At 48.6% G+C, this 22,803-nt stretch carries 21 protein-coding genes and 1 pseudogene; 14 read left to right on the top strand and 8 right to left on the bottom strand.

What is annotated here, in order from left to right; genetic code table 11:
- Positions 1-289 precede the first annotated feature (289 nt).
- Both NSQ09_RS01040 and NSQ09_RS01035 read right to left on the bottom strand, forming a co-directional pair.
- Complete coding sequence (locus NSQ09_RS01040; protein WP_272515987.1) at positions 290-1,156, bottom strand: endonuclease I family protein; 867 nt, start codon at positions 1,154-1,156, stop codon at positions 290-292.
- A gap of 81 nt (positions 1,157-1,237) precedes the next feature.
- Positions 1,238-1,356, bottom strand: a pseudogene (locus NSQ09_RS01035) (hypothetical protein); the annotation flags it as partial.
- A 224-nt stretch (positions 1,357-1,580) separates the two neighbouring features.
- On the opposite strand from NSQ09_RS01035, the gene allC reads away from it, so the two are divergent.
- The 7 genes from allC (at position 1,581) to pucE (ending at position 9,499) form a co-directional block, all read left to right on the top strand.
- Positions 1,581-2,819, top strand: coding sequence for an allantoate deiminase (allC, locus tag NSQ09_RS01030; protein ID WP_042974675.1), 1,239 nt, complete (start codon positions 1,581-1,583; stop codon positions 2,817-2,819).
- A 16-nt stretch (positions 2,820-2,835) separates the two neighbouring features.
- Positions 2,836-4,086: a (S)-ureidoglycine--glyoxylate transaminase gene (pucG, locus tag NSQ09_RS01025; RefSeq protein WP_272515988.1), complete on the top strand. Its 1,251-nt coding sequence runs from the start codon at positions 2,836-2,838 to the stop codon at positions 4,084-4,086.
- A gap of 226 nt (positions 4,087-4,312) precedes the next feature.
- Positions 4,313-5,305 carry an XdhC family protein gene (locus tag NSQ09_RS01020; RefSeq protein ID WP_017696713.1) on the top strand — a complete coding sequence of 331 codons (993 nt, stop codon included), beginning with the start codon at positions 4,313-4,315 and terminating at the stop codon, positions 5,303-5,305.
- Entirely contained in the window at positions 5,302-5,919 is a 618-nt protein-coding gene (gene pucB / locus NSQ09_RS01015) for a xanthine dehydrogenase accessory protein PucB (protein ID WP_017696714.1), read from the top strand. Before NSQ09_RS01020 ends, pucB begins: the two co-directional genes overlap by 4 nt.
- Positions 5,916-6,749 carry a xanthine dehydrogenase subunit C gene (gene pucC, locus NSQ09_RS01010; protein WP_017696715.1) on the top strand — a complete coding sequence of 278 codons (834 nt, stop codon included), beginning with the start codon at positions 5,916-5,918 and terminating at the stop codon, positions 6,747-6,749. Before pucB ends, pucC begins: the two co-directional genes overlap by 4 nt.
- Entirely contained in the window at positions 6,750-8,987 is a 2,238-nt protein-coding gene (gene pucD / locus NSQ09_RS01005) for a xanthine dehydrogenase subunit D (RefSeq protein ID WP_017696716.1), read from the top strand.
- Positions 8,978-9,499 (top strand): xanthine dehydrogenase subunit E, encoded by a 522-nt coding sequence (gene pucE, locus NSQ09_RS01000; RefSeq protein WP_041352136.1) that lies wholly within the window; start codon positions 8,978-8,980, stop codon positions 9,497-9,499. The genes pucD and pucE overlap by 10 nt, the downstream gene beginning before the upstream one ends.
- A gap of 205 nt (positions 9,500-9,704) precedes the next feature.
- Here pucE and yuzJ read toward each other — a convergent pair whose 3' ends face one another.
- From yuzJ to pucR, 6 genes are all read right to left on the bottom strand, one after another.
- Positions 9,705-9,836, bottom strand: a complete 132-nt coding sequence (yuzJ, locus tag NSQ09_RS00995; RefSeq protein WP_009968115.1) for a YhzE/YjcZ family sporulation protein YuzJ — start codon at positions 9,834-9,836, stop codon at positions 9,705-9,707.
- A gap of 422 nt (positions 9,837-10,258) precedes the next feature.
- Positions 10,259-10,603 (bottom strand): hydroxyisourate hydrolase, encoded by a 345-nt coding sequence (gene uraH / locus NSQ09_RS00990; protein ID WP_017696718.1) that lies wholly within the window; start codon positions 10,601-10,603, stop codon positions 10,259-10,261.
- A complete protein-coding gene (gene pucL, locus NSQ09_RS00985) occupies positions 10,603-12,087 on the bottom strand; it encodes a factor-independent urate hydroxylase (protein WP_017696719.1) in 1,485 nt (494 codons plus the stop codon). The genes uraH and pucL overlap by 1 nt, the downstream gene beginning before the upstream one ends.
- 12 nt (positions 12,088-12,099) lie before the next feature.
- Positions 12,100-13,392, bottom strand: coding sequence for a uric acid permease PucK (gene pucK, locus NSQ09_RS00980; protein WP_095843920.1), 1,293 nt, complete (start codon positions 13,390-13,392; stop codon positions 12,100-12,102).
- 5 nt (positions 13,393-13,397) lie between these two features.
- On the bottom strand, positions 13,398-14,747 hold the full coding sequence (gene pucJ, locus NSQ09_RS00975; RefSeq protein WP_041333037.1) for a uric acid permease PucJ: 1,350 nt from the start codon (positions 14,745-14,747) through the stop codon (positions 13,398-13,400).
- A gap of 144 nt (positions 14,748-14,891) precedes the next feature.
- Positions 14,892-16,487, bottom strand: a complete 1,596-nt coding sequence (gene pucR / locus NSQ09_RS00970) for a purine catabolism transcriptional regulator PucR (RefSeq protein ID WP_041057665.1) — start codon at positions 16,485-16,487, stop codon at positions 14,892-14,894.
- A gap of 174 nt (positions 16,488-16,661) precedes the next feature.
- On the opposite strand from pucR, the gene NSQ09_RS00965 reads away from it, so the two are divergent.
- The 7 genes from NSQ09_RS00965 to yunB all read left to right on the top strand — a co-directional run bounded on the left by NSQ09_RS00965 (position 16,662) and on the right by yunB (position 22,786).
- Complete coding sequence (locus NSQ09_RS00965) at positions 16,662-18,002, top strand: allantoinase (protein WP_069704012.1); 1,341 nt, start codon at positions 16,662-16,664, stop codon at positions 18,000-18,002.
- Between the two features lie 96 nt (positions 18,003-18,098).
- Entirely contained in the window at positions 18,099-18,446 is a 348-nt protein-coding gene (locus NSQ09_RS00960) for a YunG family protein (protein ID WP_069704011.1), read from the top strand.
- Positions 18,447-18,483: 37 nt separating this feature from the next.
- Positions 18,484-19,332, top strand: a complete 849-nt coding sequence (locus NSQ09_RS00955) for a DUF72 domain-containing protein (RefSeq protein WP_341032482.1) — start codon at positions 18,484-18,486, stop codon at positions 19,330-19,332.
- Positions 19,333-19,349: 17 nt separating this feature from the next.
- On the top strand, positions 19,350-20,171 hold the full coding sequence (locus NSQ09_RS00950; RefSeq protein ID WP_044052462.1) for a sulfite exporter TauE/SafE family protein: 822 nt from the start codon (positions 19,350-19,352) through the stop codon (positions 20,169-20,171).
- Positions 20,172-20,190: 19 nt separating this feature from the next.
- Entirely contained in the window at positions 20,191-21,579 is a 1,389-nt protein-coding gene (locus NSQ09_RS00945; RefSeq protein ID WP_041057659.1) for a bifunctional metallophosphatase/5'-nucleotidase, read from the top strand.
- A 64-nt stretch (positions 21,580-21,643) separates the two neighbouring features.
- Entirely contained in the window at positions 21,644-21,949 is a 306-nt protein-coding gene (locus NSQ09_RS00940) for a YunC family protein (protein WP_019712942.1), read from the top strand.
- A gap of 72 nt (positions 21,950-22,021) precedes the next feature.
- Positions 22,022-22,786, top strand: a complete 765-nt coding sequence (gene yunB, locus NSQ09_RS00935; protein WP_024573524.1) for a sporulation protein YunB — start codon at positions 22,022-22,024, stop codon at positions 22,784-22,786.
- Positions 22,787-22,803 lie beyond the last annotated feature (17 nt).

Raw genomic sequence — 22,803 nt, 5'->3', positions numbered from 1 at the left:
GTCTTTCTAAAGGAATAGGTAAGAGCTCTTTTGCACAATAAATCCGGTACTTCGTACTTTCTTTGGTATCCTACGAATAAGCTCATATTCGAAAGATATTAATCTTAAAAACTACCGGTTATTTTAATTTCTAATTAGTCTATTTTTTGTTTGTCTTGTATTTTAAAAGCTCCTCCTAAGAATGATTTTGTATTGTGTGTGTATAATTATCTTAAATGAGTATCCCTTTTGCTCAGAATATGTTTACCAAAGTTATCTAAAGGTGCTCCTCACAAGGAGCACCTTTTTCTTACGGCCAGATGTCGCCGGCCCATTCAGGGTGGTTTATAAATGGATTGCGGTTGTGCTGATATTTTTCATAAATGATTTCATTTCTTTTCCGCTCGCGGTCGTCAACCGGATCCTGCTTATTCCATTCGAGCAGGACAGATTGTTTGCCATGATAAGGAGCTGAGCCGTTGCCTGTCTTATCATTAAGCTCAAGATCAGGATAGCCGTCATCACCCTCGTAACGGACAGCCATGTAAAACAGCATGCGGGCAACATCGCCTTTCACATCATCGCGGGGCTCCCATGAATCGCCGTCATAATAATTTCCGGGTGCCTTCGCATATTCAGTGCCGCCATTGTCAAAATCCATATTTCCTCTTGTGCTGTTAACTTGAACATCGGCTGGGCGCAAATGATGAATATCAGTACCAGGTCCCTTGCTCGTACCAAAATCGCCATGGGATTTCGCCCAGACGTGCTCGCGGTTCCAATCGCCGACATTGCCGCCGTTCAGGCTTTTGGACCGCGATTCATTCGTATAGAGCAGGATGACGTTATTCGGATTTCTCGGGTCTTCATCCGTTTCTTTCAGCGCGTTCCACACTTCGCTGTAGGACAGCATCGTGTGTCCGCTGATAATACGGTGCAGGGTGCTTTTTAGCGAGTCTCCTGTTTTACCTTCAGCCCCTTCATAATAGGTATCTGTGTCAGCATAGGGTGCAGCGGGGGCGGCTAATGAGAGAAGGCTTCCTGTTCCTGAAGGGGAAGACGCCAATCGGTCATTGAGGCTTAATGCGGTTTGCGCGCTTGCTGAAGCTGCCGGCGCAAGCCATCCGGAAATCAGTAATACACAGACGAGCGGCAGAAACCATGCTTTTTTTGTCATCACTTGCCCTCCTTTTATCAGATCATGTCTATTATCTAAAATTCAAATAAAGGATAGAAGTGTCATTTTGTATATTTTTCATTAAAATTGTAAATTAGTCCCTTTGGAGGAGGCGGAAATCTCCTGTTCCATATCTTTAGGTCCTGTTTTTGCGAGCTGCCGGCATTTCCGTTTTCATCCGTTCCGCGAACATCGCCTCTCTGGCAAGCTGAGCTTGACCCTCTCTTTCGCTCTTGCTGGCTCTCTTCCTTACCGTGTTTTCTTTTGACCTTTACACTAAAATAGTTGTGACATATAGGGTGAATCTGGTTGTTGGATAGATACTGCGACTAAAAAATAAACGTTTTTTTGGTTAATCTGTCAATGAACTATCATGTTCTTCCTTCTATAATGAAGTCACCATAGCGGCCAGAGGGGGGAGTACATGGAAAAGCAGAAGCTTTCAGTAAAAAACAGCATCACAGATTATATTGAATGGCTCGCCCAATACGGTGCGTCTGCGGATGGCGGCGTAACGAGGCTTTTATACACAAAAGAGTGGATGGACGCACAGCTTGCTGTGAAAACGGAAATGTCTTCTTTCGGGCTTGAAACAAGATTCGACGATGTCGGCAATGTGTTTGGAAGGCTTTCGGGCACCCAGTCTCCGGATGAAGTCATTGTAACCGGTTCACATATCGATACTGTCATCAATGGAGGAAAATACGACGGCGCCTATGGCGTTCTGGCGGCGATGCTTGCGATAAAGCGGCTCAAAGAGACATACGGAGCGCCAAAAAAAACGCTCGAGGCGGTCTCCTTATGTGAGGAGGAGGGCAGCCGTTTTCCAATGACCTATTGGGGATCAGGGAATATGACGGGTGTTTTTTCATTACAGGATGGAGCAGAGCCAAGAGACGAATCAGGAGTCTCGCTGCAACATGCGATGCATGAGAACGGTTTTGGCAAAGGTGTGTTTCAGGCAGCATATCGGACAGATATCAGCGCTTTTGTTGAGCTCCATATTGAACAGGGACAGACATTGGAAATGTCAGGACGGGATCTCGGGATTGTGACAAGCATTGCGGGGCAGAGGCGCTATCTCGTCACGCTGGAGGGGGAATGCAATCATGCGGGAACCACCTCCATGAAATGGCGCAAGGACCCGCTCGCAGCCAGCAGCCGTATCATTCATGAGCTGTTGCTGCGGTCGGAGGAACTGCCGGATGAGCTCCGTCTGACATGCGGAAAAATAACGGCAGAGCCCAATGTAGCCAATGTCATACCGGGCCGCGTCCAGTTTTCAATCGATATTCGCCATCAGCATCAGCATGTGCTGGAACAGTTTCATCAAGACATGGTTGCTTTGATCAACGGCATTTGCCTACAAAAAGGAATTCGCGCCGTGATTGATGAATATATGCGGATAGAGCCTGTGCCGATGGACGAAAGGCTGAAGGCTGCGGCTTTTGAAACAGCATTAGAAAACGGCTTCAGCTGTGAGGAAATGGTGAGCGGAGCAGGGCATGACGCGCAAATGATCGGAAGGCGCTATCCTGCTTGTATGCTGTTTGTGCCAAGCCGAGGCGGCGTCAGCCACTCACCGAAGGAATATACGTCAGCCAGACAGCTTGAGATCGGTGTCCGCGCACTGACTGATTTATTATACAAACTGGCTTACTGATAAAGGAGGAATGGCTGTGTCAGGCAGAAGAGAATTATGCACCCCGTTAAGAACGATTATGACGCCAGGGCCTGTTGAGGTTGATCCGCGTGTATTAAGAGTAATGAGCACCCCGGTTGTCGGCCAATTTGATCCGGCGTTTACAGGTATTATGAATGAAACGATGGAGATGCTTCGGGAGCTGTTCCAAACAAAAAACCGCTGGGCATACCCGATTGACGGCACTTCAAGGGCGGGAATTGAAGCAGTGCTGGCTAGTGTGATAGAGCCGGAAGATGATGTGCTCATTCCCATTTACGGCCGTTTCGGTTATTTGCTGACTGAAATCGCCGAGCGATATGGGGCAAATGTTCATATGCTTGAGTGCGAATGGGGAACGGTTTTTGACCCGGAGGACATCATACGGGAGATAAAAAAAGTGAAGCCGAAAATTGTGGCAATGGTGCATGGAGAAACATCGACAGGACGGATTCACCCGCTGAAAGCCATCGGCCAAGCCTGCCGCACCGAGGATGCATTGTTTATCGTCGATGCAGTCGCAACGATTGGGGGCTGCGAGGTTAAAGTCGATGAATGGAAGATTGACGCTGCCATCGGCGGAACGCAAAAATGTTTGTCTGTGCCTTCAGGAATGGCGCCGATTACGTATAATGAGCGGGTGGCGGATGTGATTGCAGCTCGCAAAAAGGTGGAGCGCGGGATTGCGACACAAGCTGACAGGGAAGCGCTTTTGGGAAATCGGCCAATCACAAGCAACTACTTTGATTTGAGCCAGCTTGAGGATTATTGGAGCGAAAGACGGCTCAATCATCATACAGAAGCGACGACGATGCTGTACGCCTTACGTGAGGGAGTCAGACTGGTGCTTGAAGAAGGTCTTGAGGCGCGTTTCGAGCGGCATCGGCACCATGAAGCCGCATTAGCAGCAGGGATAAAGGCAATGGGGCTAAGATTGTTTGGAGATGACAGCTGCAAAATGCCTGTTGTTACCTGTGTCGAAATTCCCGGCGGCATTGACGGCGAGTCTGTCCGTGACATGCTGCTGGCACAATTCGGCATTGAAATCGCCAGCTCATTCGGCCCGCTTGCAGGGAAGATCTGGAGAATAGGTACGATGGGGTACAGCTGCAGAAAAGAAAACGTGCTATTCGTGCTTGCCGGGTTAGAGGCTGTGCTTCTCAGACATAACGCAGGAATCGAAGCAGGAAAAGCGCTCCAAGCAGCGCTGGATGTATATGAAAACGCTGGCCGCCAGGCAGCGGTGTAAAGAAAAGCTTGCGGACCTCCGCAAGCTTTTTAGATATGATTTCGTGTTTTCTCCAATCTGAATTTCTTCGTTTGACTCTTTTTACAAATCGTCTTTCTATGTGTTTCATTTTCTGACAAATCATGAGTCATTTTTTCTTCCATCGTCTATTCTTTATACAAGTTACCTATAAAATCACGCTGAACTAGTTGTTTCTCACGGCAATTTTCGAGAGGAGGATGCGGCATTGGGGAATTTTCACACGATGTTAGATGCGCTCCTGGAAGACCAGGAGGAGGCTGTAATGGCGACAATTGTTCAAGTTGAAGGCTCCGCGTATCGAAAAGCAGGCGCCTCTATGCTCTTTAAGAAAAATGGCAGACGGATTGGCTTGCTGAGCGGCGGGTGTGTGGAAGAAGATGTATTCCAAAGAATCAGTGCGCTGGGCGATCAGCTCACACCAACGCAGATTCCCTACGACATGCGGTCGGAGGACGATCTTTCTTGGGGCATGGGAGCCGGGTGCAATGGCATGATTCATGTTCATGCGGAGCGAATCACTCAGGAAAAAAGGCGGCACTATGAGAAAGTGAGGGATTGCCTTCATTCAGGCAAAGCTGTCACTTCCGTTACAAAGATTGGATCCTCCCATTATTTATTTCTGACGGAGAACGGGCATTTTGGCAACTGGCCGGACGCGCCTCTGCAAGATATTCAACGTACTGTTTCAACGCTTCATTTACCGCATTTCGATCAAACCACTAACATGTTTATTCAGCGAATTGAACCGAAGCCGCGTCTCATTCTGTTTGGGGCGGGACCGGATACTGTACCGCTGGCCAATTTGGCGGCTGACACAGGGTTTTCTGTTATCGTGACGGATTGGCGGCCCGCTTATTGTACATCCTCTCTTTTTCCAAAAGCGGATCAGCTGATCACCGCTTTTCCGGAACAAATGCTTAGCGAATTTCAATTTTTTCCGAATGATGCAGCTGTTGTGGCAACCCATCATTATCAGCACGATCAAACGATCATCAACTTCTTATTTTCTCAAAACATCCATTATATTGGACTGTTGGGTTCGGCAAACCGCACGAAACGGCTGCTGAACGGAAAACATCCTCCGTCTCACTTTTACAGTCCGGTCGGGCTGAAAATCGGTGCGGAAGGTCCCGAGGAAATTGCGGTAAGTGTAGTTGCAGAAATCATTCAAACAAGAAAACGGATAGCGGTTGTATGAGAAGCCCCTATCTGATCGGCGTGTTTCTCGCTGCCGGCAAAAGCAGAAGAATGGGCCAAAACAAGCTGGCTTTGCCGCTAAAAGGAGAAAACATCGGCTCACTTTCCTTGAAAACTGCTCTGTCGTCCCGCCTTGATCACGTGCTGGTCGTCGAGCGGACAGAACATGCCTCCCTTGAGTGGATAGGAGCGCCGTATCACGCTCCGCCTTTTCAAAAACGCTGGAGCCTGCACGTTTGCCAAGACGCAGAAAAGGGTCAGGGGCATTCAGTCAGCAGCGGGGTGAGAAAAGCAGAAAGCATGGGGGCGGACGGCGTTGTCATTTTGTTAGCCGACCAGCCTCAGCTTTCCGTCGATCATCTCAATGCCCTTGTGGCTCTGGCTCCTGAGTCATTTGCCGTGTCATCGTTTTTAGGGGCGTTCACCCCGCCAATCTACTTCTCGTCGGCTTGTTTTCCTTATGTAAAGGGGTTAACGGGAGATGAAGGGGCTCGCAGGCTCCTGAAAAGCGGACAGCTTGGAGCAGGAGCGGTTTTGGAGGCAAAGGATAGCGGTGAGTTGGACGATATTGATACACCCGAGGAATATGACATGGTAAGGAGGGCGATGTCTTGAACGGCCAAGTGACAAAAGCAAGGATGAATATTCAATTATGGAGGCCGACAGCGCTTGATGAGGCCTATTCGCTTTTAGAGAAGCTTGCTCCGGATGTGTGTGCCGCATCGGGAAGCACGCTGCTTCAGCTTCAGTGGGACAAAGGAACTCTGCCGAAACAGCACCTTGTCAGCCTTGAAGGGATTGACGAGATGCGAGGGATCAGCGCCAGTGACACCCACGTGTCGATCGGGGCGCTCACATCACTGAATGAATGCAGAAAGAACCCTTTGATCAAGAGAGCGCTTGGCTGTTTCAGTGACGCTGCTTCCGCTGTCGCTGCACCGGGGATTCGCAGCCGTGCCACGATTGGCGGCAACATAGCGAGTAAAATCGGTGATTTCATTCCGCTTCTGCTTGTGCTTGGTGCTGAGCTTATCGTATATCAAAAGGAGCTAATCAGGCTGCCGCTTGGCGCTTGGCTCAGTGAGGAAGACTTTAGAACGGCTATCGTCACGCGTGTCATCATCCCGCGGGCGGAGGGAGAGCGTGTATTTTATCACAAGCTTGGAAGGCGCCAGGCTTTTACAGAAGCGGTTGCTGTTGCAGCTGGACGTTTTTTGAAAGACGGCGGCATTCGCCTCGCCGCTGGCCATGCCGATATCACTCCTAGGAGATTATTGGACAGCGAAGCGAAATGGATGGCACCAGGGTGGGACTCGCATGAGCTGTACAAAACACTTATCCATGAGCTGCCGTTTTCCTCAGATGCTTTTATGTCAGCGGCATACAGAAAAAAAGCCGCTGCCAACGTCATCATGGCAGAGCTGATGGCTGAGGGAGGGGAATAAATGATCATCAACAAACCGTCAAGGGTCAGGCCGGATGGAAGGGGTAAGGTTACAGGGGAATTGAAATATATGACCGATCTCAGCTTTCCGGGAATGCTGTATGGCAAGGTGCTGAGAAGTGCTTATCCTCATGCAGAGATTGTGTCGGTTTGCACCATAAAAGCTGAGAAAATGGAAGGCGTGCAGGCCGTCGTCACACATAAAGACGTTCCCGGCTTAAACCGATTTGGCATTGTCATCCCTGATCAGCCGGTTTTATGTGAGGACAGGGTGCGGTATGTCGGGGATGCGATCGCCGCAGTTGCTGCGGAAACGGAAGAAATCGCGGAAGCGGCGCTGGAGCTGATTCGAGTTGAGTATAAAGAGCTGGAAGTCATGGATTCACCAGAAAAAGCGCTTCGGCCGAATGCGCAAAGACTGCATGAGGACGGGAATATCCTGCACCGCGCATTTTTTTCAAACGGTGATGTGGAAGAAGGGTTTCAAGCATCTGACACAGTCCTTGAAGAAACCTATGAGCTGCCGCGGCAGATGCATACGTATATGGAAACGGAGGGAGGTGTAGCCGTTCCGGAAGACGACGGGGGTTTTACGATGTATGCAGGAACCCAGCACGGCTATAAAGACCGTTTCCAGCTTGCCCGTATTTTTGACATTCCTGAAGAGAAGATCAGGATTGTGTCAAGTCCGATGGGCGGCTCGTTCGGAGGGAAGGATGAGCTGAATATTCAGCCGTATGCCGCGCTTTTGTCACTGAAAAGCGGACGTCCTGTCAAAATCCATCAGACACGAAAGGAGTCTGTACGTTCTGGCATTAAGCGCCATCCGATGAAGATTACGATAAAAACGGGTGCAGATCATTCGGGAAATCTATTGGCGCACGACGTGAAAATTGTGGCGGACACAGGCGCTTACGCCACGCTCGGACCTGCCGTTCTTGATTTTTCTGTCGAGCATGCCGCAGGGCCGTACCGTATTCCGAATATCCGGACTGAAGGAATATCAGTATTTACGAACAACGGGGTGGCGGGGGAATTTCGGGGTTTTGGCGGCAACCAAATCACATTTGCACTCGAAACCCATCTCGATCGTCTCAGCGGCATGCTCGGCATCGACCCGCTGGAGCTGAGAAGAAAAAATATCAGAAAACCGCATGACTTGGGGCCTCTTGAGCATCGGATTGCATCGACTGACGGAGCGGCACAGGTGTTGAATGCCATATCTAAATCTCCCATTCTTACAAGAACCAGCCGGAACTGCGGGTATCTGCAAAGAGGCACGGGAGCGGCAATTACAATGCACGGCGGCGGGCTGGGGTATGGCCGAATGGATGCGGCAGGAGGCCGTTTGTCCCTTTCGAGTGAAGGTAAAATCACAGCATCATTCGGATTTGAAGAATGCGGACAGGGGATTCTAGCAGCGATTGAACAGATTGTCATGGAGGAGCTGGGTTGTGCCGCAGAAGATATTTCCATTGTTATTGGGGATACCGCAAAAGTGCCGAAGTCAGGCTCCTCCACAGCATCCCGCGGCACAAGCATGGTGTGGCACGCGATCCAGCGTTTGAAGAAGCCGTTTCTAGCCCAGTTGAAAAAACGGGCGGCAGAATGGAACGGCTGTTCAGCGGAAAATCTTATTCCCGGCGCTGCAGGCTTGCGTGACAAAAACACAAAGGCGCTCGTGGTGACGTATAAGGAGCTGGCTGAAAAAGGCCCTTTGGCAGAGGAAACGGCCTTTGACTTTCCAACAACGCCTGATCCTGTGGTGGGCGGCCATTTCCTCTACTCATTTGGAGCGGCTGCCGTTGAGGTGGAGGTAGATCTGTTAACAGGCGATGTCAAATTGATAGGTTGTGAGCACGCTATTGCGGCAGGTCCGGTTGTCAGTCCGCAGGGATATCGAGGTCAAATTGAAGGCGGCGCTGCCATGGCACTCGGCTACACACTGATGGAGGAAGCGAAAATGACGGACGGCCGTTATGCCGCAGAAAATCTCGATCACTATTTGATTCCCGGAATCAAAGACGTTCCTGACATGAAGCTGATTGCAATAGAAGACTTAATGAAGGGAGACGTATATGGACCGCGCGGTGTTGGCGAAATCGGAACAATCGCCATCACTCCGGCGATTGTAAAGGCAGTACATGATGCGGTCGGATGCTGGATAAACAAGCTGCCAATTTCAAGAGAAGAGCTGCTTGAAGCGATAGACAGAAAGGGGCTGAAGCAATGGACGTAAAAGAGGCCGGGCCATTTCCTGTAAAAAAGGAACAGTTCCGGATGACCGTGAATGGGCAGGAGTGGGAGGTTGCTGCCGTTCCTACGACACATCTGAGTGACCTGCTTAGAAAGGAATTTCAGCTGACCGGGACAAAGGTGTCCTGCGGAATCGGCCGCTGCGGAGCCTGCTCTATTTTAATCGACGGAAAACTGGCCAATGCGTGTATGACCATGGCTTATCAAGTGGACGGCCACTCCATTACAACAATCGAGGGCGTACAACAAGAGGAACTGGATATCTGCCAAACCGCTTTTTTGGAAGAAGGAGGCTTCCAATGCGGCTACTGTACCCCAGGAATGATAATTGCGCTTAAAGCGCTGTTTCGGGAAACCCCTCAACCTTCTGACGAAGATATAGAAGAAGGGCTGGCGGGGAATTTGTGCCGGTGTACCGGGTATGGCGGGATTATGCGGTCAGCTTGCAGGATTAGAAGAGAGTTGAACGGGGGTAGACTGGAGTCCGGCTTTTAAAAGCCGGACTTTTTTAGCCTCAGTCAGACAGCGAGATCAAGACGCAGAAGCGTTGTGGGAAAACACACGATAAATCTCGTAGAACTTGACAGCTTCTGGATTAGAAAAAGATTAGTGAACACATAGCAAAGACGCCATAAAAACTTCTTATGGCGTCTGTCGGACAGGGAGGTGTTGGATACGGCGGAGGCAAGGAAAGTTAAACTTAATAATTAAAGATAGCTGCTCCAACAATGATCAACAAAATGAATAGCACCACGATCAAAGCGAAGGAGCTCCCGAAACCGTTTGAGTAACCAGAGTTTCCACTATATCCACCAGAATTGTAGAATCCCATAATGTCACCTCCTTTAGTGGAGATAGTATAAGATATGTCAACGATTATTTTCGACATAGATTTAAGTCTAAAAAAGAAAAAATGAATATTTTGTCTAAAGGTGTAAGAGAGAACGCGTTATCAAAACTATTAAAAACGCAGCAATTGTCTACAGAGTATTTTTTCGAGAAAAAACGCGGTCTGTTTATAGGATTGGAGAAGGGAGCTCGGCTGCTAAGAGCTGACTTATTAGTTTGAAACCTCGATTTATAAATGAAAGGACTACAGGATATTTTTGTCGTAGGCAATTATCCTGAAAAATATAGGTGAATGTTTATTCTAGCTGTTGTTTCACTAAGCGTGGGATTACTGCAAGTACTGTCCTAGGATCAAAAGTTTATTGAAGTGCAAATAGAAGCCCGCCGGTGAGGCGGGCTTCCTTCTTAACTCCCCCTATACACCTGATAACCAAACGGCGACAGCAAGAGCGGGATATGATAATGTGCATCTGGATCTGCTAGCTGAAAACGGACGGTGACTATGGTTAAAAACGGCTGGTCGACCGTATTCACGTTTTTATTCGCAAAATACTCTCCTGCATGAAATTCCATCACATATTCTCCGGACACCAGCTCTTCATCAGCCAGCAGAGGGACATTGGCTCTGCCGTCATTGTTAGTGTAAACCTCTTTCATAATACTTTCGCCCAGCCGCTTCAATTCAATTTTTACGTTCGCCGCTGGTTTGCCGCAGGTTAAATCTAAAATATGGGTTGTCAGTTGTCCCATCAGGCTTTCAGGCTCCGACATTTTTCAGCAGTTTTCTGTTTTTCTTTCTCGGCGTCTTCTCTTGTCACGGTAAAATTTTGGAAACCGTATGGCGGGCGAGGTTCGGTGTAGACTTTTCCTTTTGAACCCGGGATTTCTTCGACAACTGTATCCCATGTGTGATTTTGAGATTGGAAGCTGACATCAGTGAGCTGCGGGAACCTCTCTAATATTCTGCAGCCGATGTGATAGATTAAGTGTTGGATTGAAGGGGTTTCGAGCTCGTGAAAAACGGTGCTCGCCAAGTCGCGGACTTGTTCAGCCGCGACGTAGCGGGCTGGGTCAGAAGCATATGCGTCATTTGTATTTTCATACTGCCAGCTGATGTTTAAATAGACAAACAGCGGGCGGTTGCCGTCTTCGGGAAGAGTCGTATATTCGTCCCGGATGAAGCCGGCGAAGGAGTTGCCGCTCACCTTAACGAGCTGAAGATCCATGATTTCGCTGTATTGTTCTGTAATCGTGATGGTATTCCCGCTGCGTTCTGCTTTCAGCACAGAGCGGCTTCGTTCATTGCGTGATCTTCTGAAGACAAGGCGGCTTGCGGTGAGCTCTTTCTCCTCGTATGCAGGCATTGCTTCAAACGGAATGTCTTCGCCAGTCAGAGTGATCGTGTCCATATGAGAATAGGTATCTAAAAATCGGTGAGCTACATATTGTAGGAACCCCTCGGTTGTCGTTCCTTCATAGGATGCGAGATGGCGCTGGATAAAGTTTTTCATTGAATCCGTTGCCACGACGAGAGTGTTGTCTCCATCTGTAAATGATGGCAGGAAGGCGTCTCCGCCAATTTCGCATGTCACATCAACGCCGACAACGGTATTGTCTCTCCCGGTAAAAGATGATTCTGGGATTTGCTTCACTCCAGTGAGCGGTTTTAAAAACGTTCGGTATGCAAATACATTTCCTTTGCCATAAGACATGGTTCTTTTCATTTGCGTCTCTCCTTTTTCAGTGATGATGTCAGCCAGACGAAAGCGGGCGATTCGGTAAATTTCTATAAGGGCCTGCTGGAACTCCGTTTCTCGTTCGCTCTCAAGCCTTGCCAGCAGGGCTTGGTGAATGTCCTGTTTCGTCTTTCCCTTCACCGCTAAAATAAAAGGAAAGCCGAAGCGATCATAATAGTGTTCATTCAGCATGAGAAACTCCTCGTATTCCTGCTGTTCTAATTTGCCGAGCCCCGCGTTCTGCTGCTCTCGTACCGAGTCATCGCTCATTGTTTTCTTTGTTCCGAGCCGGGGATGCTTTTTGATTAAATCAAGCTGTGTCTCGCGATCCGCGGCTTTTACAATGCCAGTCATTTTGCGGTGAAGATCAGAAAGGGACGAAAACGGCCGTAGTGCTGCGGATCTCTCCGCAATCCATGAAGAGTGTTCAAAAATAGAGCCAAGTGTGTCTGTCAGTGTTTGTGTATCCATTTGGTTCAGGTCATCCATTGTGAACATTGGCATCTTCCTTTACGTTTTTATGTCTGTGACATTCGGCTGTTTGGTTTGAAAAAAAGCGTGCAGTGCAATGGCCGTCAAACTGCCGATCACAATTCCGCTTCCTGCCAAGACAGAGGCCGCGCCCGGAAGAGATGAAAACAACGCGGGAACTGTTGTAGCGCCAAGCCCCAAGCTGACGGAAGAGGCGATAATCAGCAAGTTGCCTTGCGAATCAAGGTCAACGCTGGATAGCATTTTGATTCCGTAAGAAATGACCATGCCGAACATGACGATCATTGCGCCGCCGAGAACTGGGGTGGGGATCACTGTTGTCAGGGCCGCTGCTTTTGGAACCAGCCCGATCGCGACCAGTATGATTCCTGTGATGGCGATGACGTTGACACTTTTCATCTTTGAGAGCTGAACGATGCCGACATTCTGCGAGAAAGCTGTATAGGGAAACGCGTTAAATAAGCCGCCCAGCAAAATCGCAAGGCCTTCTGCCCGGTAGCCCTTTTCCAGATCCTTCTCCGACAGTCTGCGGTTTGTGATATCCGCAAGCGCAAAGTAAACACCTGTCGATTCAACGAGGCTGACAATCGCAACGAGAAGCATCGTGACAACAGCCGGCAGCTCAAAGGTTGGCGGTCCGAAATAAAACAGAGACGGGACATGAAGCCAAGACGCCTCCAAGACCTCAGAAAAATCGACCTTTCCCATGAAATATGCAGCCGCTGTTCCTGCGATAAGACCGAGTAAAATCGCTATGGAGCGGATAAAGCCTTTAAAGAAATAAAACAGCAATAAGATAAAAGCTGTGACGCCAAACCCGAGGAGCACGTTGTCGAGTGAGCCGAATTCTTTGCTTCCTTCACCTCCGGCCAGGTTATTCATTGCCGTTGGAATCAGGCTGATGCCGATGATCATGACGACTGATCCGGTTACGACAGGCGGAAAAAAACGGACAAGCTTCCCGAAGAAGCCCGCGGCTAAGACGACAATCAGTCCTGCGGCGATAATGGCACCATATATCGCTGGGACACCGTAAGTGCTTCCGATGGAAATCATCGGGCCGACTGCGGTAAACGTGCATCCGAGCACAACGGGAAGGCCGATGCCGAAATATCGGTTTCTCCAGAGCTGCAAAAGAGTTGCCGCCCCGCACATAAACAAATCAATCGCGATTAAATACGTCAGCTGCCCCGCATTCAGCCCGATCGCTGCTCCGACGATCAACGGAACGAGAATGGCTCCCGCATACATGGCAAGCATGTGCTGAAGCCCCAGCATCATCAGCTGTAAGGCATTGTGCTGTTCCTTCATCTTTTTTACACCTCTTTTTCTAATGCGAGTGTATGTTCTAATACCGGAAGTTCTGTTTGCTGTGCTGTTAATTCTTTTTTGTCGCGCAAGCTGAAAAATAGATTCAAAAAGATGGCGGTCAGGCTGCCAGTGATGGTGCCGTCACTGACCAGAATTCTAATCGGAGCGGGGAATTCAGCAAAAATCCCGGGGGCCGTGCTGGCGCCGATGCCGAGTGCGATTGAGCATGCGATGGTCAGGAGGTGGTATTGATTTTTGAGATCCGCTGTGCTGAGCATTTTGACGCCGGAGGCAATCACCATGCCGAACATGACGACGGTCGCGCCGCCAAGTACAGCAGCAGGAACGGCAGATGCAAGGGCGGCAATCTTCGGAATCAGTCCGAGACAGACAAGGATACAGCCTGCGGTAACGACGATGTTTCTTGTTTTCACTTTGGTCAGCTGCAATAAGCCGGCGTTTTGCGCAAAGGTATTATAAGGAAAGGCATTGAACAGCCCGCCGATGAGAATGGCGATTCCTTCCGCTCGATAGCCTTTGACGAGATCTTTTTCAGTTAAAGGTCTGCCGCATATCTTTCCGATTGCGTAAAAAACGCCGGTTGATTCCACAATAATGACGATTCCGACGATCAGCATCGTTAAGATCGGACCGATTTCAAACGCAGGGGCTCCGAAGTAAAAAGGCTTCGGGATTTGGAAGAACGGTGCTTCTGTAACAGAAGAAAAGCTGACTTTGCCCATGATCGCTGCTGCCGCTGTTCCGGCGGCGATGCCGATCAGAACGGACAGTGTTCGGGCAAATCCTTTGATAAAGCGGTTGAGGACTAAGATCAGAACAAGGACACCGACAGAGAGAAGAAGGTTTTCGAGCGAACCGTATTCGGGGTTGGCGCTGCCGTTTATTTTTTCGCCGCCAGCCATATTTTTCACACCTGTCGGAACAAGTGAAAGGCCGATCAAGGTCACAACCGTACCTGTTACGACAGGAGGAAATAACACAGTCAGCTTGCCGAAAAAACGCGCAAACAAAAAGATGAACACACCGGCCGCGATGATGGAACCGTAAATCGCGTGAATGCCGTAATTGCTGCCGATTGCGATCATCGGGGTGACGGCCACAAATGAACTGCCAAGCATGACGGGAAGCCCGATGCCGATGTATGCTCCGCGCAAGGTTTGCAAAAGCGTCGCGACGCCGCACGTTAACAGGTCTATCGCCAATAGGTAGGACAGCTGTTCAGTTGTTACATTCAGCGCCCTGCCGACAAGCAGGGGCACCAAAATCGCACCTGCATACATGGCGAGCACATGCTGCAGGCTAAGCGTAAACACCTTAAACGATCTTTTTTTCACTATAGTCCCTCCTTGTATGTGAACTTTAGTAACATGATATCGTGCCGATCGAGGGGTGTCATTGGATACAGTAGCTGAAAAAGACAGGTGTGATTGCTGAAAGTGACGAAAAATGATTCATTTTGTAAGAAAATGTAACAAACATTAGCTGATCAGCCGCTGCATACGTAAGGCAAGCCGCAAACGCATCGTTGTTTCAGGATCTTTTAAGCTTTTCCCCAGCAGCTCTTCGCATTTTTCAAGGCGGTATATGACCGTATTGCGATGAACGTACAGACGCTTTGCCGTCTCTGAAATTTGGCAGTGTGTCTCTAAATAGACGGAAAGCGTATGAAGCAGGCTTTGATCCTCCTGCTGTTTTTCAGCGAGGCTCTGAAGCGTGGAGTTGTAAAATTTCTTCAAATCCTCAACCGGGAGCAAGCGCAGAAGCTCAGGCACATCTTTGGCGTGATACACCTGGATAAATGCGGTGCTTCTTGACAAATGCCCCGATTGCAGAGCATCAGAAGCTTCTGTGAAAGCGTCGGGAACATCAATGAGCTTTTGGCAGATATTGCTGATGCCAAAGGACACGGTTCGTTTAAATTGAGCGCTGACCTGTGTTTGAAACTGTTCTAAAAAGCTGATCACCGAGGCGTGCATTTCACTCCAGCTGTCTGTCGCCTCGATTAGAATAATGCCGACATTTCCTTTCATAAAGAAGTGAGGCGGAAACGGGAAGGCTGATAATTCACCTTCAAGAAATTCGAATACGCTGTCGGAAGCAAGCTGATTTTCTGTAAAACTGATTGATTCATTATTCCGATCGAGTTTGCCGGCAATGCACATGTATTTTTGATCCCAGCGCAGTTTGAATTCTTTCGCCCGGTTTTTGATTTCGTCATCTGAAGAAAAGGACCGCTCAATAAAATTGTTGAAAAACTCATTGCGGGCCCTTCGGCTGAACTGCTTCAGCGCATTTTCCTTCAGCAGTTCAAAGGAAATGACGTTGGCCGCTTGTTCAATCGTGAGGATCAATCCTTTGTCGCCGGCCTGCACCATGTCCGGTATCAGCAGGTAGCCGCAGTTTTTTTCGTGATTATAAATAGGCAGGACAGAATATGTTTTCTGATCTGAGATTGTAGAGAAACAAGTGAAAAATGGCCCGGATACGGTATTCAGGGTGCCTTTCAGCTTTTCGGTCTCAACTGAAATCTGATGAGACGCAGACAGCATTTTGGCATGCTGGTCAAGCAGCAGCACGGGAAGCTGAAGGAGGTCTGACACCTTTTTGAGGAGGGATTGCAGCCCCTTGCCGCTCATAATGTGGTTTGTGAATTTTTTGTGCGCGTAAATGGCTTGCTGCAGCTCGTTAGAACGCATATCGAGAATATGGCTGAGTGTGGCATTCACAATATCGCCGAGGCGGATGTGTTCCGGAAGCTCAATGATCGGAAACGCATATGAATCGGCCAGTTCGATGATTTCCTTCGGGATATCTTCCAGATAGCGCTTTGTTTTAATGCCGAGGCCCGCGCAGCCGCGTTTTGCCATTTGCCGAATCAGTTCAGATAATTGATGCGGGTGATCCTTCAGGTGATAGGCGGTGGTGACGAGCAATTCATTCTTATGCAAAAAGTCTGCGATATCCGGAGCGTCCATCATATTGACATGCTGAACCTCTCTTTCCCCTCCTGCTTTTCCAGCGATTAAATTGGCGTTTTCAAAAGCCGGTATTTTCATCACATCAAAAATATTCATAGCGCATTCTCCTTTTCTATAAAAACATTGGTTAAGGTGAATAATTTTCAATAGGAATTCTAGCGGTTTTGCTGATGTAATACGATCATAGTAGCAGTAAACTGTTGAAAATAGAACTGGTTGTGTTACATAAACTGACATGAAAAATCGTCATCCTTACATGGGGGGATCAATATGGCTTACGATATGGTGATAAAAGGTGCGAAGGCAGTTACGCCAGATGGCGTTATAGAAGCTGAGATTGCAGTTCAAAACGGTGTCATTGCCGAGATAGGTTCTGACATTGAAGCAAGCGGGACGGAAATCATCCAGGCAGACGGGAAATACGTGTTTCCTGGTGTGATAGACTGCCATGTTCATTTTAATGAACCGGGCAGGGAGGATTGGGAGGGGTTTGAAACAGGTTCTCAAATGATGGCCGCAGGCGGCTGCACCACCTATTTTGATATGCCGCTCAACTGTATTCCATCAACCGTGACGGCAGAGCATCTTCTCGCAAAAGCTGAGCTAGGCAGGCAAAAATCTGCCGTGGATTTTGCGCTATGGGGCGGCCTTGTGCCAGGCCATATTGAGGACATCCGTCCGATGGCTGAAGCGGGAGCGATCGGGTTTAAAGCGTTTTTATCAAAGTCAGGTACTGATGAGTTCCGCTCTGTTGATGAACGGACATTGCTCAAAGGCATGGCAGAAATCGCGGCTGCAGGAAAAATCCTCGCTCTCCACGCGGAAAGCGACGCGATCACAAGCTACTTGCAAATGGTTTTGGCCAATAAAGGAAAGGTGGACGCGGATGCGTACGCCGCCTCCCGCCCGGAGGAAGCAGAAGTTGAAGCGGTGTATCGCACGATTCAGTATGCGAAGGTGACAGGCTGTCCGGTTCATTTTGTCCATATCAGCACGGCGAAAGCGGTCCGGCTGATCAGAGAGGCGAAACAGGAAGGTCTTGATGTTTCGGTCGAGACATGCCCGCATTATGTCTTGTTCAGCCATGACGATTTACGGCAAAGGGGCTCTGTCGCAAAATGCGCGCCTCCGCTCCGGTCGCTGCAATCAAAAGAGACGCTGATCGAAACGCTCATTGCCGGGGACATTGACATGGTTTCCTCAGACCATTCCCCTTGCCGTCCATCCTTGAAGCGGGAGGATAACATGTTTTTATCATGGGGCGGAATCAGCGGGGGGCAGTTCACTTTATTAGGAATGCTGGAACTGGCGCTTGAGCATCAGATTCCGTTTGAAACCATCGCAGAATGGACAGCGGCGGCCCCTGCAAAACGATTCGGCCTTCAGAAAAAAGGGCGGCTTGAGGCGGGGTGTGATGCAGATTTCGTGCTCGTCAGCATGGAGCCGTACACTGTTACAAGAGAATCGATGTTTGCAAAGCATAAAAAAAGCATTTACGAAGGACATACATTTCCCTGCAGCATTACGGCCACTTACAGCAAAGGCCGGTGCGTGTACAATGATGGGGAAAAAGTCACTGAAATTGACGGAGCTCTGGTCGTTCCTTCGTAAGCCCGGCGGATTTTACCGCCGGGTTTTTTGATTTCCTCCGTTCTAGTTTTTAAAATCTCATCAACGTGGTATCTTTTTTTAAAGGAGGCGGAGGCAATGGAGCATGTCAAATACATACTTAAGCAATCCTGGTCGCGCCATTCGAGCTCTAAATGGACGGAAGAATGCCCGTCATGCGGCCAATGCGGCGTGACGGCATTGGTGATTCAAGACCATTTCGGCGGCACGATTTTCAAAACAAAAGTCGATGAGAGCTGGCATTTTTACAACAGCATCAATGGTGTGGTGTACGATTTTACGAGTGAGCAGTTTCAGGCGCCTATTGAATATCAGCACATTCCTTCCTCAAGAGAAGAGGCGTTTTTAGATACGAATGAGGAACAATATCAGCATTTGCGTGAGGCATTTTCCCGCCATATGAACAGCATTTCCGAGGAAACCTGAAAACACGTGTGATAAACTGGAAGAGAGGTGAATGAGTGTGATTTATATCGGACTGACGGGATGGGGGGATCATGACAGCATCTATCCGCCGAAAACGGCCAGCCAGAAAAAATTGCAGGCCTATTCCTCCCATTTTCCGATCGTGGAATTAGACGCGAGCTTTTACGCGATTCAGCCGGCGCGCAATAATGAAAAGTGGGTGAAGGAAACGCCCGAAACCTTCCAATTTATCGTGAAAGCATATCAGGGCATGACAGGGCATCAGCGCGGCGAAATTCCCTTTGACTCAAAAGAGGAGATGTTTGATGCGTTTAAGGTGTCTTTAACGCCATATTTACATAGCAATAAGATCGCCATGGTGCTGTTTCAATTTCCGCCGTGGTTTGACTGCAAGAAGGAGAATGTCGCCTATTTGAGATGGTGCAAGCACCAAATGGGAGATATTCCTTGCGCGCTTGAATTCAGAAACCGTTCCTGGTTCTCGCCGCCATTTTATGAGCAGACGCTTTCATTTATGAAAGCGGAAGGCTGGATTCACAGTGTCTGTGATGAACCGCAAATCGGAGAAGGCAGCGTTCCGACCGTGTTGCGCGCGACCGATGAAAACAAAACGCTCGTCAGGTTTCACGGACGCAACAAGCAGGGCTGGATGAAGCCTGATGGCGGGAAAAACTGGTGGGAGGTCAGGTACTTATACCGCTACAACCAACAGGAGCTGGAGGATTGGAAAAAGCACCTGAATGAATTGCAGCAGCAATGTAAGGATGTTTTTGTCCTGTTCAACAATAATTCCGGCGGTGACGCCGCGGATAACGGCAAGCAGATGCTTGAACTGCTTGATATCGAGTACAGCGGACTTGCCCCGAGACAGCTCGATTTATTTTAGAAAAGAGGTTTTTATTGATGTCGTTTGTGATTTTGGTCGTACTGGGATTAATCGCAGGTACGGTAGGAAGTCTGATCGGGCTTGGCGGCGGAATTGTCATTGTGCCGTCTCTGATGTTTTTAAGCACAGTGACGCAGCTGTTTCAGGATGTGACGCCGCAGGTTGCGATTGGAACTTCGCTTTTGGTCATTATTTTTACGGGCCTTTCTTCAACTTTGGCTTATATTAAATATAAAACAGTTGATTATAAGAGCGGGCTCATTTTCTTTATCGGTTCAGGTCCCGGCAGCATGATCGGGGCTTACGTGTCAAAGCTGTTCAATTCAAGCTCGTTTTCCGTTTGGTTTGGCATTTTTATGATTCTGATTTCATTATCCTTAATGCTGAAAGCGAAAGCCCGGCCAATCAACAAAGCGCACAAAGGAATTATACGGACATTTCAGGATGATGCCGGTGAGCCTTATACGTACTCATATCAGGCCTCTGTGGGTATTGCCATTGCCTTTGTTGTCGGTTTTTTAGGCGGACTTTTCGGTATAGGCGGCGGATCACTGATGGTTCCGGCGATGATGCTGTTATTTCTGTTTCCGCCGAAGGTTGCGGTGGCAACGTCCATGTTTATTATTTTCCTGTCTTCTATGACAGGGTCTGTTTCACATATGATTTCCGGGCACGTCAATTGGCTGTACGCCCTCGCGCTTGTGCCAGGCGCTTGGTTCGGCGGAAAGCTTGGCGCCGCCATCAACAGAAAAATGCAGACGAAAACGATCGTTATGATCATGCGGATCGTATTGATTTTGATCGGCTGCCAGCTCATTTATGAAGGCATTTTCAGCTGAACGATTAGGGAGAGATATTATGAAGGAGAAGCTCCGCTTATATCATACAAATGATTTGCACAGCCATTTTGAAAATTGGCCGAAAATTGTAGATTATATCGAGCAGAAAAGAAAAGAGCATCAGTCAGACGGTGAAGAGACGCTCGTTTTTGATATTGGCGATCATCTTGATCGTTTTCAATTCGTGACAGAGGCGACATTCGGAAAAGCGAATGTCGATCTCTTAAACCGCCTTCACATTGATGGAGCGGCGATCGGCAATAACGAAGGGATTACGCTTCCGCATGAAGAGCTTGCTGCCTTATATGATCATGCTGAATTTCCTGTCATCGTCTCTAACCTGTTTGATAAAAATGGAAACCGTCCGTCCTGGGCGGTGCCTTACCATATCAAATCATTGAAAAACGGTATGTCCATTGCTTTCTTAGGTGTAACTGTGCCGTATTATCCTGTATATGACAAGCTGGGATGGACAGTAACGGATGCTCTTGAAAGCATAAAGAAAACCAATCGGGAAGTGAAAGGGCAGGCTGATATTATCGTTCTGCTGTCACATTTAGGCATTCTTGATGATCAGGCAGTGGCTGAAGCGGTGCCTGAGATTGATGTAATCCTCGAATCACATACCCATCATTTGCTTGAAGATGGACAAGTGGTGAATGGGGTACTGCTGGCCAGCGCCGAGAAATACGGGCATTATGTCGGCTGTGTAGAAATCACGGTGGACAGCGTACAGCAAAGCATCATCAGCAAAACGGCTTCTGTGCAGAACATGGCGGAATGGACAGGAGAATCCGCAGAAACAAAAGCGTTTCTCAATGAAAAAGAACGTGAAGCCGAGGAGAAACTGTCCGATGCCGTTGCAGAGCTTGCACAAGATGCTGAGGTGAAGTGGTTTGAAGAATCAGAGCTGCCTTTGTTTTTGGCATACGCCTTAAAGGAATGGTGCGAGACGGACATCAGTATGGTCAATTCAGGTGTCATTCTCGGTCCGCTAAAAGCAGGTCCTGTGACAAAGCTGGATCTGCACCGCATCTGTCCGCATCCGATCAACCCGGTGGCTGTCCGCCTGACGGGAGAAGAACTGAAGGAAACCATTGTCCATGCCGCTTCCGAACAAATGGAGCAGCTCCGGATCAAAGGACTCGGCTTCCGCGGAGAAGTGATGGGGAAAATGGTGTATGCCGGCGTTGAGGTAGAAACGAAACGGCTCGATGACGGGATCACCCACGTCACCCGGATCACACTGAACGGGGAAGATATTAAAAAACATAAACAATACTCCGTTGCGGTGCTTGATATGTTTACGCTCGGCAAACTGTTTCCGTTGATTCGCGACGCTGCAGAAAAAGAATATTTTATGCCGGAATTTTTGCGGGATCTGCTTGCTTGGAAGCTTGCGCAATAAGGCAGTCAGCCCACAACAAGCTGTGCCCTTCATCATAAAGTGATGAATGAAGGGAGTGGTTGACGTGGTAAACCTGACACCGATCATGATAGAAGGACAGCCTTTTACAGCTGTGACAGTAAAGCTTCCCAAAACGAATTTTATGGCCGTCGCCAATGATCACGGATACATTATGTGCGGCGCGCTTGATGTGGCGCTGCTGAATGAAAAATTAAAGGAGCGCGGCATCGTGGCGGGGCGGGCAGTTGGTGTCCGCACCATTGACCAGCTGTTAGACGCACCTTTAGAATCCGTCACGTACGCTGCGGAAGATCTTGGCATCAAAGTCGGCATGAGCGGCAGAGAAGCGCTTTTAAAAATGGTGAAATAAAATAAATTGGCCCCGGCTATTACTATGTCCCCTCTTACAAGCATACATTGTGATATGTAAGGGGGGATTTTCTTGCCAAGATATCGCGGCCCTTTTCGCAAGAGAGGACCTTTGCCTTTCCGTTACGTGATGCTCCTGTCAGTTGTCTTTTTTATCCTGTCAACAACGGTCAGCCTTTGGATGATCAATGGCTCGATCAAACCTGTTTTAATGGACATCGGCGAGATGGAAACGAAGCGTATAGCGACAGAGGTGATCCAGGATTCGATTGAGGACTATATGTCTGACAGTGAAAATATGAAAGATATGTTTCAAATGAATTCTGATGAAAACGGAAACTTAACGACAATCGATTTTAATACACAGGTTGTAAACAGTGTGAAAACAAAAGTGACAAAGCAGCTTCAGGCTCATTTGAAAGAGATGGAAACCCATACCGGACACAGCGGCGCCAGTGAAAACATTATGATCAACATTCCGCTGGGACAGGTAACCGGCAACAGCCTTCTTGGAAACCTCGGGCCGAAAATCCCGGTCCGGTTCAATTTAATCGGTGACGCTTTTACAGATGTCAAAACCAAAATCAAGCCGTATGGCATAAATAACGCACTTATTGATATCAGCATCTTTGTCGAAATTAAAGTGAAGGTCATCATTCCATTTGCCAGCAAAACCGCTGTCGTCACAAATAATGTTCCTGTATCGATTAAAGCAGTGCAGGGCGAAGTGCCGCAGTTTTATAATGGAAGCGGCGGCTCGGGTGTCACGCCTTCTGTCCAGCTTCCGAGCAGCAAAGAAGACGGTGCCGATTCAAAAAAAGAAAAAAGCAGCAAATAAGCCGCCTGTTGAAGAGG

Origin of the sequence: Bacillus sp. FSL W8-1202 (assembly GCF_038006165.1) — a bacterium.
GTDB lineage: Bacteria > Bacillota > Bacilli > Bacillales > Bacillaceae > Bacillus > Bacillus subtilis.
This window is presented reverse-complemented; position numbering and strand designations above follow the sequence as displayed.